Source organism: Paraburkholderia sp. CHISQ3, from assembly GCF_030464945.1.
GTDB classification, from domain to species: Bacteria; Pseudomonadota; Gammaproteobacteria; order Burkholderiales; family Burkholderiaceae; genus Paraburkholderia; species Paraburkholderia megapolitana.
The window spans coordinates 626,636-643,183 of record NZ_JALPRG010000001.1; the positions used below are offsets into that span (position 1 = coordinate 626,636).

Annotated in this window: 13 protein-coding genes; 7 read left to right on the forward strand and 6 right to left on the reverse strand. The window is 64.7% G+C overall.

Annotation, left to right across the window (positions count from 1 at the left end):
- Positions 1–39: 39 nt before the first annotated feature.
- The 4 genes from M0D65_RS02770 (at position 40) to M0D65_RS02785 (ending at position 5,184) form a co-directional block, all read left to right on the forward strand.
- The gene (locus tag M0D65_RS02770; RefSeq protein ID WP_266250936.1) at positions 40–2,187 is read left to right on the forward strand and encodes a site-specific recombinase; all 2,148 of its coding nucleotides are present in this window, start codon (positions 40–42) and stop codon (positions 2,185–2,187) included.
- A gap of 247 nt (positions 2,188–2,434) precedes the next feature.
- Complete coding sequence (locus M0D65_RS02775) at positions 2,435–3,769, forward strand: class I SAM-dependent RNA methyltransferase (protein ID WP_266250938.1); 1,335 nt, start codon at positions 2,435–2,437, stop codon at positions 3,767–3,769.
- Between the two features lie 223 nt (positions 3,770–3,992).
- Positions 3,993–4,415 (forward strand): VOC family protein, encoded by a 423-nt coding sequence (locus tag M0D65_RS02780; protein WP_091009962.1) that lies wholly within the window; start codon positions 3,993–3,995, stop codon positions 4,413–4,415.
- Between the two features lie 70 nt (positions 4,416–4,485).
- The gene (locus M0D65_RS02785; RefSeq protein ID WP_266250941.1) at positions 4,486–5,184 is read left to right on the forward strand and encodes a YafY family protein; all 699 of its coding nucleotides are present in this window, start codon (positions 4,486–4,488) and stop codon (positions 5,182–5,184) included.
- 18 nt (positions 5,185–5,202) lie between these two features.
- Here M0D65_RS02785 and M0D65_RS02790 read toward each other — a convergent pair whose 3' ends face one another.
- From M0D65_RS02790 to M0D65_RS02800, 3 genes are read right to left on the reverse strand one after another with little or no spacing between them, the layout of a single operon-like run.
- Positions 5,203–6,654: an NAD(P)(+) transhydrogenase (Re/Si-specific) subunit beta gene (locus M0D65_RS02790; RefSeq protein WP_266250942.1), complete on the reverse strand. Its 1,452-nt coding sequence runs from the start codon at positions 6,652–6,654 to the stop codon at positions 5,203–5,205.
- On the reverse strand, positions 6,655–6,981 hold the full coding sequence (locus M0D65_RS02795) for an NAD(P) transhydrogenase subunit alpha (RefSeq protein ID WP_091009957.1): 327 nt from the start codon (positions 6,979–6,981) through the stop codon (positions 6,655–6,657).
- Between the two features lie 12 nt (positions 6,982–6,993).
- Entirely contained in the window at positions 6,994–8,136 is a 1,143-nt protein-coding gene (locus tag M0D65_RS02800; RefSeq protein ID WP_266250944.1) for a Re/Si-specific NAD(P)(+) transhydrogenase subunit alpha, read from the reverse strand.
- Between the two features lie 354 nt (positions 8,137–8,490).
- On the opposite strand from M0D65_RS02800, the gene M0D65_RS02805 reads away from it, so the two are divergent.
- Positions 8,491–9,102 carry a glutathione S-transferase C-terminal domain-containing protein gene (locus M0D65_RS02805; RefSeq protein ID WP_266251190.1) on the forward strand — a complete coding sequence of 204 codons (612 nt, stop codon included), beginning with the start codon at positions 8,491–8,493 and terminating at the stop codon, positions 9,100–9,102.
- A 119-nt stretch (positions 9,103–9,221) separates the two neighbouring features.
- Here the strand turns inward: M0D65_RS02805 and M0D65_RS02810 are convergent, their stop codons facing one another.
- From M0D65_RS02810 to M0D65_RS02820, 3 genes are all read right to left on the reverse strand, one after another.
- On the reverse strand, positions 9,222–10,832 hold the full coding sequence (locus M0D65_RS02810) for an FMN-binding glutamate synthase family protein (RefSeq protein WP_266250946.1): 1,611 nt from the start codon (positions 10,830–10,832) through the stop codon (positions 9,222–9,224).
- A gap of 167 nt (positions 10,833–10,999) precedes the next feature.
- Positions 11,000–12,145 carry a tRNA 2-thiouridine(34) synthase MnmA gene (gene mnmA, locus M0D65_RS02815; protein WP_266250948.1) on the reverse strand — a complete coding sequence of 382 codons (1,146 nt, stop codon included), beginning with the start codon at positions 12,143–12,145 and terminating at the stop codon, positions 11,000–11,002.
- Positions 12,142–12,648: an NUDIX hydrolase gene (locus M0D65_RS02820; RefSeq protein ID WP_266250950.1), complete on the reverse strand. Its 507-nt coding sequence runs from the start codon at positions 12,646–12,648 to the stop codon at positions 12,142–12,144. Before M0D65_RS02820 ends, mnmA begins: the two co-directional genes overlap by 4 nt.
- 1,073 nt (positions 12,649–13,721) lie before the next feature.
- Here M0D65_RS02820 and M0D65_RS02825 point away from each other — a divergent pair.
- Together M0D65_RS02825 and M0D65_RS02830 are read left to right on the forward strand one after the other, a co-directional pair.
- Positions 13,722–15,176: an aminopeptidase P N-terminal domain-containing protein gene (locus M0D65_RS02825; RefSeq protein WP_266250952.1), complete on the forward strand. Its 1,455-nt coding sequence runs from the start codon at positions 13,722–13,724 to the stop codon at positions 15,174–15,176.
- Complete coding sequence (locus M0D65_RS02830; RefSeq protein ID WP_266250954.1) at positions 15,173–16,387, forward strand: UbiH/UbiF/VisC/COQ6 family ubiquinone biosynthesis hydroxylase; 1,215 nt, start codon at positions 15,173–15,175, stop codon at positions 16,385–16,387. Before M0D65_RS02825 ends, M0D65_RS02830 begins: the two co-directional genes overlap by 4 nt.
- The last annotated feature ends 161 nt before the right edge of the window (positions 16,388–16,548 follow it).

Sequence of the window (16,548 nt, forward strand, 5' to 3'; positions counted from 1 at the left end):
CCGCCCCCACCGCCCACCATGCTCGACACGCCCTGACCCATGCTTCGTTCCCTCAACACGTTCCTGAAAAAATGGCGTGCCTCGCGCAACGGCGGCCATCAACTCGATGCGCTGCTCGCGATCGCGGACATGAATGCGCCCTACGCCGAGCGCAGCGAATGGCTGATCGAACTCGCGCATTGGCTGCATCGCGGCGGCAGTCTGCAGACCGACGCATCCACTACCTCCGAGATCGCCGACGACGAGCCGCGCCCCATCCCCGCGCATACGCGCGTGCGCTACCTGCTGCACGTGCTCGATCGCAACCCTGCGTGGAAGACCAACGTCGCGGGTATCCTGCGTGCCGTGCTGCGCGAAAGCGACGGCATCTCGCTGCTGTGCGACGCCGGTATGCCGGTGCATTCGGGTTTCTTCGGCGCGCTGTTCGAGCGCGCGCAATCGTCGTTGATTCCACCCGCGCCGAATCGCCGCGAACTGTCGGCGCTGTTCACGCTGATGTTCACGTCGCAGCAGGACGCCGAATGGATTTCGTCATTGCCTGCCGATCTGCTCGCGCGCATTCGCGATCTGTTCGACTACGAATCCAGCGAGGCAAACCTGCAGCCCGGCGGCGCACTGTCGCTCGATCTGCTCGCGGCGATGCATAACCTGACCTGCCAGATCAGTTCGACGGGGTTGTCGCAGACTGTCCGCAGTCGCCTCGGCGATACCGATGCGTCCGATGCGCTCGACGTTCGCAAGGCACTCGAAAAGCAACCGTTCTACCGGCTCACCCGCGCGATGCTCGCGGTCGAAGCCGCGCATCACGCCGTCGAGGCAGCCACCGACGATGCGAGCACCAGCACAGAAGCAGCCCGGCTACTGCACGAAGTCAACTATCTGCGCATCCTGCTCGACGAATGCCGGATCGCCACCGACAACGTCTTTTCGCACCTCTACCGCAACGGTGTCAGCGTCGACATCGTCTTCCAGGTCGAGCGGATGCGCATGCGCATCGTGCGCGCCGAGTTGCTGCTCGATGCCTGGATGGCCGCCGACGACCTGCACGCAGGCGCACGCCTCGTCGCCGAACTCGTCAACGCGAATCACGCAAGCCAGAGCGTGGCGCATCTGTTGCGCAGCAATTTCTCGCTGCTCGCACGCAAGGTCGTCGAGTACAGCGCGGACACCGGCGAGCACTACATCGCGCGCGATCGCGCCGAGTATCTGAAGATGCTGCGTATGGCGGCCGGCGGCGGCCTCGTGACCGTCGTCACGGTCTGCGTGAAATTCGCAATCACGGGCGCGCATCTGCAATCGATGTTCGAAGGACTGCTCGCCGGCATCAACTACGCGGCGAGCTTCCTGCTGATGCACTTCCTGCACTTCTCGCTCGCCACCAAGCAGCCCGCGATGACGGCGCCGACGCTCGCGCGCGAACTCGACGGGACCGGCACGCGCGAAGGCATGGATAACTTCGTCGCGTCGGTGGTCGCGCTGATCCGTACGCAATCGGCGGCGGTGTTCGGCAATGTCGCGGTCGTGTTTCCCGTGTGCCTCGTCGTGCAGTTGCTGTGGCACGGCGTCTTCGGCGCGAATCTGATCTCGCCGGAAAAGGCCCACGCAACCTTGCATTCGTTCTCGCTGCTCGGCCCGACGCCGTTCTACGCGGCGCTGACCGGCGTGCTGCTGTGGTCGTCGAGCCTGCTCGCGGGCTGGGCCGACAACTGGTTCGTGCTGCACCGGGTCGGCGACGCGCTCGCCTACAACCGGCGGCTGCGGATGACCCTCGGCGTCGCGGGCGCCACGCGGCTCGCGGGGTTCTGTCGCTCGAATGTCGCCGGTGTGATCGGTAACCTCACGCTCGGCCTGATGCTCGGCCTCGTTCCGGCAATCGTCACGGCGCTCGCCTTCGGCTTCGAAGTGCGGCACGTCACGCTCAGTTCGGGTTCGATCGGCGTCGCGCTCGGTGTGCTCGGTAAAGGCGCATTCCATACGCCAGAGCTGTGGTGGGCGCTGGCCGGCACATTCAGCATGGCGGTGCTGAACGTCGCCGTGAGCTTTGCGCTGGCGTTTCTGATGGCGGTGCGCTCACGCGACTTGCGCGCGAAGGACGTGCGCTCGCTGCGCGGGGCGTTCTTGCGGCATGTGCTGCGCCATCCGCTCGATCTCGTCTGGCCGGTGCGGCGTTCGCGCGAGGCGGGCTAGGGGCTGGCGGCTGACGGGCAGCAGTCCACCGCGGAGCGTCGCGCCCGTGTCTCTGACACATCGGCAGAGGGGCGCCCTGCGTTCGCGCCGCATCGACGGAGACGCCGCACCGACGAGGATGCCACGCCGCGCCAGTGGAGTCGCCCGTCCTGCACGTAGCACGCCGCAGCACCCCGCGCCACGCACCCGGCCCACCCACCCCGACCGCGTACAATAGCGCCTTATTCAACGCCTCCCGGCACGCTCAATGTCCTTCGAATTTTTCCTCCCCTGCCCGCGCGGCCTCGAAGCCGCGCTTGCCGCCGAACTCGCCGAGATCGCCGCACGCCACCTGAACGGCGCGCCTTTCACGGCCGGCGCCCAGGTGCCGGGCGGCGTGCACTTCCGCGGGGGCTGGGCCGCGGGTATGGCGGCGAACCTGCATTCGCGCCTCGCGAGCCGCGTGCTGCTAAAGCTCGCGCACCAGCCGTACCGCAGCGAGCAGGACATCTACGCGCTCGCGCTCGAACAGCGCTGGGAGCAGTGGTTCTCGGCCAACGAAACGCTGCGCGTCGACGTGACGGCAATCAAGTCGCCGCTGCGCAGCCTCGAATTCGCGACACTGCGGGTCAAGGACGCCATCTGCGACCGCCTGCGCGAAGTGAGCGGCGAACGGCCGAACGTCGATACCGCTGCGCCCGACGTGCGCGTCTTCGCGTTCCTCACCGCCACCGATTGCACGCTGTACCTCGACACATCCGGCGAACCGCTGTTCAAACGCGGCTGGCGGCTCGACAAGGGCGCAGCTCCGCTGCGCGAGAACCTTGCCGCGGGCATCCTGCGCCTGACCGGCTGGACGCCCGGCACGCCACTCTACGATCCGATGTGCGGCAGCGGCACGTTCCTCGCAGAAGCCGCGCAGGTGGCACTGAACGTAGCCCCGGGTTCGGAGCGCCGCTTTGGCTTCGAGAAACTGCGCCAGTACGACCGGAGCGTGTGGCAAGGTCTGAAGGCCGCCGCGCTCGATGCAAAGAAGGCGGCCGCGTCGTCGCGCAAGGATCTGCAGATTTTCGGCAGCGATATCTCCGGCGACATGCTCGACAAGGCTCGCGCGAATTTTCAGCGTGCCGGCTTGCCCAGCATCGTGCTCAAACAGGTCGACGCGCGCGGCATGAGCGCGCCGGTCGCGACGCCGGGCATTCTCGTCGCGAATCCGCCGTATGGCGAACGGATCGAAGTGCGTGGTCGCGGCCCGCGCGGTGAAGTGCGCGAAACCGGGCGTGACCGACGCGAGGACCGTGATTCGCGCGAAGCACGTGATACCCGCGATTCCCGTGACGACGACGGATTTCGCCGCGTCCACACTGACGCACCGCCGGACAGCGAGTTTTTCAAGGCGCTCGGCGATTCGCTGAAGCAGCGCTTCACCGGCTGGCACGCCTTCATCCTGACCTCCGACCGCAAGCTGCCCGGCCAGTTGCGCTTGCGCGAGTCGACCAAGACGCCGCTCTTTAACGGTGCGCTCGAATGCCGGTTGTTCCGCTTCGATCTGATCGCCGGCAGCGTCCGTCAACGCCCGGCTAGCGACACGCCTGCGGCCTGAAAACGGCACCACAGAACGCCGCTGTATCACCCGATGCACGGCTCACCTTCTGCTCGATGGCACCGAGGCTACTGACAGCACGCTGGCAGTAGCCCGGTCGCACACTCCTCTCCATGCCAAGCGGTGTCGCCGACACCGTCCACGGCCCACTGCAATCCCGCAACGTCGCATGGGACCGGAGTAAGCGCTGAAGCGCTAACTCCGGTCGACAAAGGAGAGTGTCATGTCAACGAGCACCGCAACAGAAGCTGCAGTAGCAACAGCCGCCGCGAGCCGCGTCATCGCCTGGTTCGAAATCCCGTCCACCGACTTCAATCGTGCGACGCGCTTCTATGAAGCCGCGCTCGACACGCAGCTTCAGCGCGAAGTGATGGGCGGCGTGCCGATGGCCATATTCGGCCACGAAGAAAGCGCAACGGGCGGCTGCATCGTCTATAACCCGCGCGAAATCAAACCCGTTTCGGATGGCGTGCTCGTGTATCTGAACGCGGAGCCGTCGGTACGGGAGGCACTCGAGCGCGTCGAGCGCGCGGGCGGCAAGAAGGACGGCATGGCGGTCGAGTTGCCGAACAACTTCGGCTACGTTGGCTTTTTCATCGATACCGAAGGCAACCGCGTCGGCCTGCATTCGTTGAAGCTTGCCTGAAGAAGCGTTGGTTGCAGGGCCCGGCGTGGCGCTATCATCGGAGGACTGTTCACTCGCTCCTGTCCCTCCGATGACGCGTCGCGCCGACCGCCTGTTCCAGATCGCCGAATTGCTGCGCGGGCGCCGCCTGACTACGGCGCAGCAGCTTGCCGACTGGCTCGGCATCTCGCTGCGCACCGTCTATCGCGATGTCCGCGACCTGCAGCTGTCGGGCGTGCCGATCGAAGGCGAAGCGGGCATCGGCTATCGGTTAAGTCGCGCGGCCAGTCTGCCGCCGCTTACGTTCACCGCCGAAGAACTGGCCGCGCTCGCAGCCGGCGCGCGGATACTCGAATCATGGGGCGGTGCGAGCTTTGCGGGCGGCGCGCGCAGTGCGCTCGCGAAGATCGCCTCGGCAATGCCCGCCGACAAGCGCGCAGCACTCGAACGCCTCGCGGTATTCGCACCGTCGTTTCATGTCGAACAGGAATTTTTCGTGAAGGTGGATGCGCTGCATCGTGCGGTCGATTCGCGCCACGTAGTGAGCTTCCCGTATCGCGACCGGCTCGGTGCGCACACGGAACGGCGCGTGTGGCCGCTCGGGCTCATCTATCTGGGTGGACGCTGGATGGTCGGCGCGTGGTGCGAACTGCGCGAAGACTTTCGCAATTTCGACATCGCCCGTATGGGCGGCGTCGCATTGCTCGAGACGTTTCCGGATATGAGCGGCCGGCGTCTCGCCGATTATCTGCGGCACATCAACGCACCGAACGAGCCGGTGATACGTTGACATGCCGCCGTTGCCACTTCATTCAACCGCTTTGACCATATCCTCGATGACCTTCTTCGCATCGCCGAAGACCATCATCGTCTTCTCCATGTAGAACAGGTCGTTGTCGAGGCCCGCGTAGCCCGCGGCCATTGATCGTTTATTGACGATCACCGTGCGCGCCTTGTACGCCTCGATGATCGGCATGCCCGCGATCGGCGACTTCGGATCGTTCTTTGCAGCCGGATTCACGACGTCGTTCGCACCAAGCACGAGCACCACGTCGACCTGGCCGAACTCGCTGTTGATGTCCTCCATCTCGAACACGAGGTCGTACGGCACTTCGGCTTCGGCGAGCAGCACGTTCATGTGCCCCGGCATGCGCCCCGCCACCGGGTGGATCGCGTAGCGCACGTCGATGCCCTTCGCGATCAGCTTGTCGGTGAGCTCCTTCAGTGCATGCTGCGCACGCGCCACCGCAAGTCCATAACCCGGCACGATCACGACGGTTTCTGCGTTGCCGAGCATGAACGATGCGTCGTCGGCGGAACCGGACTTCACCGGCCGCTGTTCCTGCGCACCGGCCGCCACCGCGCCCGGTTCGGCGCCGAAGCCGCCCAGCAGCACGTTGAAGAACGAACGGTTCATCGCGTGACACATGATGTACGACAGGATCGCCCCCGACGAGCCGACCAGCGACCCGGCGATGATCAGCATCGGGTTGTTCAGCGAGAAGCCGATCCCCGCCGCCGCCCAGCCCGAGTACGAGTTGAGCATCGACACGACCACCGGCATATCCGCGCCGCCGATCGGAATGATGATCAGCACCCCGAGCGCGAACGCGATCACCGTCATGATGATGAACGGCAACCAGGCCTGCGTCAGGAAGAAGATCACGCCGAAGCCGAGCATCGCGATCGCGAGCATCAGGTTCAGCAGATGCTGCCCCGCGTAGACGACCGGCGCGCCCTGGAACAGCCGGAACTTGTACTTCCCCGACAGCTTGCCGAACGCAATCACCGAGCCGCTGAACGTGATCGCGCCAACGAACGTGCCGATGAACAGCTCGATCCGGTTGCCGTACGGCAGGAAGCCGGCATAGGGCGCATCCTCGATGCCGATCCCGAACGCGGCCGGCTCGCAGACCACCGCATACGCAATGCAGACCGCGGCGAGACCGATCAGCGAGTGCATCGCCGCGACGAGTTCCGGCATCTTCGTCATCTCGACGCGCGCAGCGACGAACGCGCCGATCGCTCCGCCCACGACCAGCGCGCCCAGCAGCAGCGACAGCCCGAGCGTGAGGTTCGAGCCGAGCACCGCGGCCTGTTTGACGATCAGCGCAACCGTGGTGAGGATCGCGATCGCCATCCCGGTCATGCCGAACACGTTACCGGCGCGCGCGCTCTTCGGATTCGACAGCCCCTTGAGCGCCTGGATGAAACACACCGATGCGACGAGGTACAGCAGCGTAACGACGTCGATACTCATTTACGCACCCTCCTTGGCCGCGCTGGCGAGCTTCTTCGGTTCCTTCTTGCGGAACATCTCGAGCATTCGTCGCGTGACAAGGAAGCCGCCGAACACGTTGACGGCTGCTAGCAGTACCGCCAGCGTGCCGAAGAACTTGCCCGGCCCGCCGATGGTGAGCCCGGCCGCCAGCATCGCACCGACGATCACGATCGCCGAGATCGCGTTGGTCACGGCCATCAGCGGGGTGTGCAGGGCCGGTGTCACGTTCCAGACGACGTGATAGCCGACGTAGATTGCCAGCACGAAGATGATCAGGTCGATCACGGTGTGGTTGATGACTTCCATCGCCGCTCCTCTTTATGGTTTGCGCGTGACGGCGCCGTCGCGGGCCAGCAGCGTGGCCGCGACGATGTCGTCCGCGAGATCGATGTTCAGGGTGCCTTCTTTCGTGACGATCAGCTTCAGGAAATCGAGCAGGTTGCGTGCGTAGAGCGAGGATGCATCGGCGGCGACCATCGACGCCAGGTTCGTGTAGCCGACGATCTGCACGCCGTGCTTCGTCACGACCTGGTCCGCCTCGGTAAGCGGGCAGTTGCCGCCACGCCGCCCTTCGTACTCGGCGCCACGGCCCGCCGCGAGATCGACGAGCACGGAGCCGGGCTTCATCGCCTGGACGGTTTCGACGGAGATCAGTGTCGGTGCGGGACGCCCTGGGATCAACGCGGTGCTGATGACGATGTCGGCCTGCTTTGCGCGTTCGTGGACGAGTGCGGACTGGCGCGTGAGCCAGCTGGGCGGCATCGGCCGCGCATAGCCACCGACGCCTTGCGCGGCGTCGCGTTCCTCGTCGGTTTCAAACGGCACGTCGAGGAATTTCGCACCGAGCGATTCGATCTGCTCTTTCACGGCCGGGCGCACGTCCGATGCTTCGATCACCGAGCCGAGACGCTTCGCCGTGGCAATCGCCTGCAGACCCGCGACACCCGCGCCAAGGATCAGCACGCGGGCGGCCTTCACGGTGCCTGCGGCAGTCATCAGCATTGGCATGAAGCGCGGATACAGCGTGGCGGCGAGCAGCACGGCCTTGTAGCCCGCGATGTTCGCCTGCGACGACAGCACATCGAGGCTTTGTGCACGCGTGGTACGCGGCGCGGCTTCGAGCGCGAACGCAGTCACGCCGGCCGCAGCAAGTTTCGCGGCGTTGTCGGCATTGAACGGATCGAGCATGCCGACGAGTACGGCGCCGCGTTTGAGCTGCGGGAGTTCGGCTTCGGTGGGGGACTGGACCTTGAGGACGAGATCGGCGCCGAATGCGGTGGCGACATCGACGATCTCGGCACCGGCGGCGGTGAAGGCCTCGTCGGGAAAGCTGGCGCCGTTACCGGCACCGCTCTGAACCGTGACCCGATGGCCCTGCGCGACGTATTTCTTCACGGTCTCGGGCGTCGCGGCGACGCGGGTTTCATGCGCGCGCGTCTCGGCTGGCACTCCGATGTGCATCGTTGAATCCTCCTCGACCTTCCTGTGAATTGCCGACGAGGCCCGCCGGCTTGCTGGTGCAACGGCTACGGGTGTCCACTTTAACCGAAATTCCAGAGCCGGCCGGCGGCCTGGGGTTTCTCTTGGCATGGGGTTTATGCCAATCGGCTGGGTTTGGGTTTTTGCCCGAGTGTCGGCTTTGTTTTTGCCCGGGCGGCCTGGCCATCCGGCCGTCTGGCCAGGCCGTCCGCGCCAGGGCAATGTTGCAATCCGCCCACAGCTGCGGCGGGCGCGCTTCCGGAAGATCGCCCGCCGTCGTCTGGACGACCGATATCCAACGTATACTTTCGCCGGATTCCATACGAGGCAGATGTGATGAAACTCATCGGTTCGCTGGCGAGCCCGTTTGTCCGCAAGGCGCGGATCGTACTCGCCGAAAAGAAGATCGACTACAAGCTGGTGCTCGAGAACGTCTGGGCACCGGATACCACCATTCACACCTTCAATCCGATCGGCAAGGTGCCGTGCCTGATCATGGAAGACGGCGAGGCCGTGTTCGACTCGCGCGTGATCTGCGAGTACGTCGATACGCTGTCGCCGGTCGGCAAGCTGATTCCGCAGTCGGGCCGGGAGCGTGTCGAAGTGCGCTGCTGGGAGGCGCTCGCCGACGGCATCCTCGAAGCAGCCGTGTTGATTCGCCTTGAAAATGTGCTGCGTCCTGCCGACCGTCGCGACGATGCGTGGCTTGTACGCCAGCAGCGCAAGATCGATGAAGGTCTGATTGCGATGACGCAGGGGCTCGGCAGCAAGACGTGGTGCGCCGGCAATCACTACACGCTGGCGGATATCGCGCTCGGTTGCGCGCTTGGTTATCTGGACTTCCGGATGCCCGAGATCAACTGGCGCGAAGCACATCCGAATCTCGACAAGCACTTTCAGAAATTGGCGCTTCGTCCGTCGTTCGTCGATAGCTTTCCGTCAGATTGAAGCCGTCGCCGCAGCATGACCGTTGCGGTCACGCTGCGGCCGCTCGTCGCTGTGCGGGGAAAACGCCTGAGAGCGAACTCAACGCCGCAGGCGATTTTCCCGTGCTGCCGGATTAACGCTCAGGCCGTTGCGGTCTCAAGCGCCGGCGCAAACGAATCGCTGCGCGCCACCGGCCACCACTTCTCGTAGAGCGAGAACCGGTAATTTCCGTTGATCAGATCGTTCGGCTCGAGATACTTGAGCAGATCGGACATCAGCCGCACTTCATGCGACGACACGCGCCGCACGATGTGATGCGCACGCAGGTCCGACGGGTGATGCAAGCCCGCTGCCTGAATGATTTCCTGCAACGCATGCAGCGTGTTGTGATGGAAGCTGAACACGCGGTCCGACTTGTCGGGCACGACGACCGCGCGCTGGCGCACCGGGTCTTGCGTCGCGACGCCGGTCGGACAGCGGCCCGTATGACAGGTCTGCGCCTGAATGCAACCGACCGCGAACATGAAGCCGCGCGCCGCGTTGACCCAGTCCGCGCCGATCGCGAGCGTCTTGGCGATATCGAAGGCGGTGATCATCTTGCCGCTCGCACCGATCCGGATGCGATCGCGCAACCCCGCGCCGACGAGCGTGTTGTGCACGAGCAGCAGCCCTTCTTGCAGCGGCACGCCGATGTGATCGGTGAATTCGAGTGGCGCCGCGCCGGTGCCGCCTTCCGCGCCGTCGACGACGATGAAGTCCGGCAGAATGCCCGTTTCCAGCATGGCCTTCGCGATGCCGAAGAATTCCCACGGATGGCCGATACACAACTTGAAGCCGGTCGGCTTGCCGCCGGACAGACGCCGTAGCCGTTCGACGAATTCGAGTAGCCCGCGCGGTGTCGAGAACTCCGAATGGGTAGCGGGTGAGATGCAATCGCGTCCCATCGGCACACCGCGCGTTTCGGCGATTTCGGGCGTGATCTTCGCGGCCGGCAGCACACCGCCGTGCCCAGGCTTCGCGCCTTGCGACAGCTTCACCTCGATCATCTTCACCTGCGGCTCGTGCGCCTGCTTCGCGAATTTGTCGGGGTTGAAGCTACCGTCGTCGTTACGGCAACCGAAGTAACCCGACGCGATTTCCCAGATGATGTCGCCGCCGTGCTCGCGGTGATACTTCGACATCGAGCCTTCGCCCGTGTCGTGCGCGAAATTGCCTTTCTTCGCGCCGAGATTCAGCGCCATGATCGCGTTCGCCGACAGCGAACCGAAGCTCATCGCCGACACGTTGAAGATCGACAGCGAATACGGCTGCTCGCGCGTCCCGCCCACCAGGATACGAAAATCGTGACCGTCGATTTTGGTCGGCGCAAGCGAATGGCTGATCCATTCGTGGCCGGTTGCTTTCACATCGAGTTCGGTGCCATACGGACGGCTGTCGACTTCGTTCTTCGAGCGTTGATAGACGATGCTGCGCTGTACGCGCGAGAACGGTTTTTCGTCGGTGTCGTCCTCGATGAAGTACTGACGGATCTCCGGACGAATGAACTCGAACATGAAGCGGAAGTGGCCCCACAGCGGGTAATTGCGCAGAATTGCGTGGTGTTCCTGCGTCAGATCGAAAATGCCGAGCCCGACCAGCAGCACCGGCACGATGATCCAGAACCACGAAATATGATGCAGCGAGGCGAGCGCCGCACAGGCGACGACCAGTAGCACCGCGCACCACATGGCCAGATAGCGTCGATAAAACATGGGGGCTCCGTTGCAGTGAGTCCCCGCGGCGGGATCGTCAGGTTCGGGTACGGCAGGGATCCGTTGCGGGGTGGGACGAACGACTGCTCATTTTGTTGTGAAGGTGCAGCGTACCGCAGATGCGCGCGGCACGCCGTTAAGCTGCCGCGCACGAAACTTCCTGAAGCTCAGCGCGCGGTCAATAGCGCTGCTTGCTGAGGCCGGCGTACAGCAGGCTGCGCCGTCGTTGCATGCTCGATGATGCCGCCGCCGAGGCACACGTCGCCATCGTAGAGCACCGCGGATTGCCCCGGTGTGACAGCCCACTGGGGATCGTCGAAATGCAGTTCGAAGGTGCGGCCGCTGTCGTCCGCTGCGCCGAATGTGCATGCCGCGTCGGCCTGGCGGTAGCGCGTCTTGGCACCGCACGCGAAGCCTTCCGCGGGCGCATGGCCTGCCACCCAGCTCGTGTTGCCGGCGACGAGCGTACGGCTCAGCAGCCACGGATGATCGTGGCCCTGCACGACGTACAGCGTGTTCGACGCCATGTCCTTGCCGGCGACGAACCACGGTTCGCCGCTGCCGTCTCGGCTACCGCCGAGGCCGATGCCCTTGCGCTGGCCGAACGTATAGAACGCGAGACCGATGTGCTCGCCGACCAGTTCGCCGTCGGGGGTCTTCATCGGGCCTGGCTGGGTCGGCAGATAGCGGTTCAGGAAATCGCGGAACGGCCGTTCGCCGATGAAGCAGATGCCCGTCGAGTCTTTCTTCTTGGCGTTCGGCAGACCGATCTGTTCGGCGATCTCGCGGACCTTCGTCTTCGGGATTTCGCCGAGCGGGAACATCGTGCGCGACAACTGCGCCTGGTTCAGACGATGCAGGAAGTACGACTGGTCTTTCGTGAGGTCCTTCGCTTTAAGCAGCTCATGGCGACCGTCGATTTCGCGCACGCGCGCATAGTGGCCGGTAGCGATGGTTTCCGCACCGAGCGACATCGCGTGATCGAGGAACGCCTTGAACTTGATTTCCGCGTTGCAGAGCACATCGGGGTTCGGGGTGCGGCCGGCCGAGTACTCACGCAGGAATTCGGCGAATACGCGGTCCTTGTATTCGGCGGCGAAGTTGACGGCTTCGACATCGATGCCGATCAGGTCGGCGACCGAGACGACGTCGATCCAGTCTTCGCGGGTCGAGCAGTATTCGCTGTCGTCGTCATCTTCCCAGTTCTTCATGAAGAGACCGACGACGTCGTACCCCTGCTCCTTGAGCAGCCACGCGGTGACCGACGAATCGACGCCGCCCGACATGCCTACTACGACTTTCTGCTTGCTCATGGGTTGCCTGACTTGCTTGATGCGGAGGGCGCGACCGCGTGCGTGTGGACGAGATCGAGCGGAAAACGCCGGCCCGCGAGGTAGTCGTCGACGCAGCGCATCACGAGCGGCGTGCGATGCCGTTCGGGACAGGCGCGGAGCTCGTCGGCGGTCATCCACAGTGTGCGGACGATGTCCGGATCGAGTGCTCGTTCATCCAGCGCTTCTGCAGCCTGCCCGCAGAAGGTGAAGCGCAGGTACGTGGTGCCTGTGCTGTCGCTGCTGCCTGCTGTCGGCTCGAAGTGCGTCATGTAGATGCCAACCAGTGCGTCGGGTGCGAACGGATGCGCCGATTCTTCTAGCGTTTCGCGGGATGCTGCTTCGACGAGTGTTTCGCCTGCTTCGAGATGGCCGGCCGGCTGATTGAGACGCAGCCCGGCGGGCGTGTGTTCCTCGACTAGCAGGAAGCGGCCATCGCGCTCGATGACGGCGGCGACTGTGACGTGGGGGGCCCATGTTTCCATGGGGGCGTATTTTACAGGGTTTGGGGGTTTGGCTCAGGGGGTGGTGTTTTTGTGGTTTGTCCCTGCGCGGGGGGCGGGGTGGTGCCTCGCGGCTGGTTCTTGTTTGCCTCTGCCGGCGGCGTTTCGTTAGCGCCTCGCGGCTGGTCCTTGTTTGCCTGTGCAGGCGGCTCTTCGTTAGCGCCTCGCGGCGCAGGCGTTGCCCCTGTGCGGGGCGGCACCTACTTTCTTTGCGCGGCAAAGAAAGTAGGCAAAGAAAGCCGCTCGAGACGTTACCGAGTCCTTTCCGTGTGCAGGCTTCGTGGCCCGCATCTAAGTGTCGTCCTCGTACTGACGCGGCAGTGGTCCGAGACGAGACCATCCCTCGCGCCTCCAACATTAGTGACAAGGCCGTCATTCATCCCGCTCGCACTACGTGCTAGCGGTTGGGTGACCACCGCGGAGACCGGGCCCAAAGAGCGTTACGTCAAAGCCGAAGGCGAACGTTGAAGGACAGTTCCAGGCGCACGCCCGAGCAGGATATTGGCGACGAATTTAAAGTGGCAAGTTGAAGGGTAAAGAGCAAGCCTGAAGCCGAAGACCGAACGAGACGCCAAACGAAGACCGAGAGGGTTATGCCCATCGGCGGCGAAGCCCGCCGGAACGGATGATGGCCTTGTCACTGTCGTTGAATGTGCGAGGTGTGATCTCGTCTCGGACCACTGCCGCGTCAGTGCGAGGACGACACTTAGATGCGGGCCACTCCGGCTGCACACGGAAAGGACTCGGTAACGTTTCGAGCGGCTTTCTTTGCCTACTTTCTTTGCCGCGCAAAGAAAGTAGGTGCCGCCCCGCACAGGGGCAACGCCCGCGCCGCGAGGCGCTAACGGAGAGCCGCCTGCCCAGGCAAACAAGAACCAGCCGCGAAGCGCTAACGAACAGCCGCCGGCCGAGGCAAACAAGAACAAGTGGCGAGGCGCCAAAACAAAGCCTCCGTCCCAGGCAAAAGCACGACTAGCCGCGCGGCGGCAACAGGCACCGCCGCCAGCGCCCGGCAGCCCCTGAACGACCAGAGCATAGAGCGCTACAATCGCACGATGAACAATCTCACCGAACTCCAGGGCGACACGACGCCCGCCGCCCCCCCGGCTATCGACCTCTACCGCGCCCGCCGCGAACGCGTCCTCGCCGCACTACGCGCACAAGGCGGCGGCGTGGCCCTCGTGCCAACCGCACCCGAGGCGATCCGCAACCGCGATGCAGAATACCCGTACCGCCACGACAGCTACTTCTACTACCTGACCGGCTTCACCGAACCTCAGGCGACGCTCGTCCTCGACGCAAGCGCACAGCCAGGCGAACCGGCAGCAATCCTGTTCTGCCGCGCAAAAAATGTCGAACGAGAAATCTGGGAAGGTTTCCGCTTCGGCCCCGAAGGCGCACGCGAAACGTTCGGCTTCGACGCAGCATTCGCCATCGACGACATCGATACCGAACTACCCCGCATCCTCGCCGACAAACCCGCGCTGCATTACGCGCTCGGCACCTCGGCGGAACTCGACGCAAAGGTGCGCGGCTGGCTCGACACGGTGCGCGCGCAGAGCCGCAGCGGAACCGCGGCACCGGTAAGCGCACACGACCTGCTGCCGCTGCTCGACGACATGCGGCTCTTCAAGGACACCCACGAACTCGCGATCATGCGTCGCGCCGGGCAGATCTCCGCGCTCGCGCATCGCCGCGCGATGGCGGTATGCCGCCCCGGTGTGCACGAATACGAACTCGAAGCCGAACTGCTTTATACATTCCGCCGCTACGGCGCACAGGCGCCGGCGTACGGTTCGATCGTCGCGGCCGGCGCGAACGCGTGCGTGCTGCATTACGCCGCGGGCAACACGATCGCGCGGGACGGCGACCTGATCCTGATCGACGCGGCGTGCGAACTCGACGGCTATGCGTCGGACATCACGCGCACGTTTCCGGCGAGCGGCCGGTTCTCGGCCGCGCAGCGTGAGCTGTACGACATCGTGCTCGCCGCGCAGCAGGCCGCCGTCGCCGCGACCCGCCCCGGCGTCACCTTCGACGCGCCGCATCAGGCGGCTGTGCGGGTGCTTGCGCAAGGGTTGCTCGATACGGGCATCGTCGATCGTCAGCGCTATGCATCCGTTGATGACGTGATTACCGAGCGCGCATACGCACGCTTCTACATGCACCGCACCAGTCACTGGATCGGCATGGACGTGCACGATTGCGGCGACTATCGCGAGCGCGGCGCCGAACGCGATGAACAGGGTGCGCTGCCGTGGCGCACGCTGCAACCGTCGATGGCGCTGACCATCGAACCCGGTCTCTACATCCGCCCCGCCGACGATGTCCCCGAGCAATACTGGAATATCGGCATCCGCATCGAGGACGACGCAGTCGTTACCGCCGACGGCTGCGAGCTGCTCACGCGCGACGTCCCCGTCGCCGCCGATGAAATCGAAGCGCTGATGCAGGAGGCGCGCGCAGCGGCGGGTGCGAACCACCGCAGCGACCACCCCACGCAGCCATGAGCGAAGTGTCCGCAGCACCCTCTTCCGCCACGACCAGCGCCCCATTCGATTACGACGTAACAATCGTCGGCGCCGGTCCAGTCGGCCTCGCGCTCGCTGGCTGGCTCGCGCGCCGTAGCGCGACACAGGCGCTGTCGGTGGCGCTCATCGATGCGCGCGAACCGGAACACGCGCGCTCCGATCCGCGCGCAATTGCCGTCTCGCACGGCAGCCGGATGATTCTCGAGCCGCTGCGCTGGCCCGACGATGCAACCGCGATCCAGCGCATTCACGTATCGCAGCGCGGTCACTTCGGGCGCACGCTGATCGATCACAAGGAACACGGTCTGCCCGCGCTCGGTTATGTGCTGCGCTACGGCTCGATTGTCGGCGCGCTCGCCGATGCGGTCCGGCCGACCGCGGTGCACTGGCTCACGTCCACCGCTGCGCAAACGCCGGTGCAGGAAGACGACGGCGTGACGCTGCCCATCACCGATGCGCACGGCTCGCGCAACTTGCGCACCCGTATCCTCGTGAATGCCGAAGGCGGCTTGTTCCACGAACAGGGAGCACGCGACGCCGACAGCGGCAGTTCACGCGACTACGGACAAACGGCACTCGTCGGGACTGTCAGCGTCTCGGCTCCGCAACCGCACGTCGCGTGGGAACGCTTCACACCGGAAGGACCGATCGCGCTACTGCCGATCGGCGGTGCGCGCGGCGCGGAGTTCGCGCTCGTCTGGTGCTGTGCGCCCGAACTCGCTGCACGCCGCGCGCAGTTGCCCGATGAGGCGTTTCTACGCGAACTCGGCACGGCATTCGGCGACCGCATGGGACGTTTCACGCAAATCACCGGCCGTGCTTCGTTTCCGCTCGGACTCAATGCAGTCGATACGCTCGTCAAGGGCCGCATCGTCGCGGTGGGCAATGCGGCGCAGACGCTGCATCCGGTGGCGGGCCAGGGGTTGAATCTCGGTCTGCGCGATGCGCACGCGCTCGCGGATGCCTTGTCGCTGCACGGCGCAACGCCGCTCGCGCTCGCCACCTTCGCGCAGCGTCGCGCGCTCGACCGGCGCCTCACGATCCGCGCCACCGACACGCTCGCCCGCGTCTTTACCGTCGATTTCGCACCGCTCGCCACATTGCGCGGCCTCGCGCTCACCGCGCTCGAATTTGCGCCGCCAGTGAAGACCGCCCTCGCCCGCCAGATGATGTTCGGCCAGCGCCGCTGAACGCACGAGCGCTCATAGCCCACGCATGTGGGTCCGCATGTTGGTCTATGAGCGCGACCACTTTCATAGAAGATTTAATGGGTTACAGCAGACTCAAGGGGTTTGCCAGGAATCCGTTAACGGTAAAATGGCGGTTTTCCCTCGCAAATTGTCAATTCGTC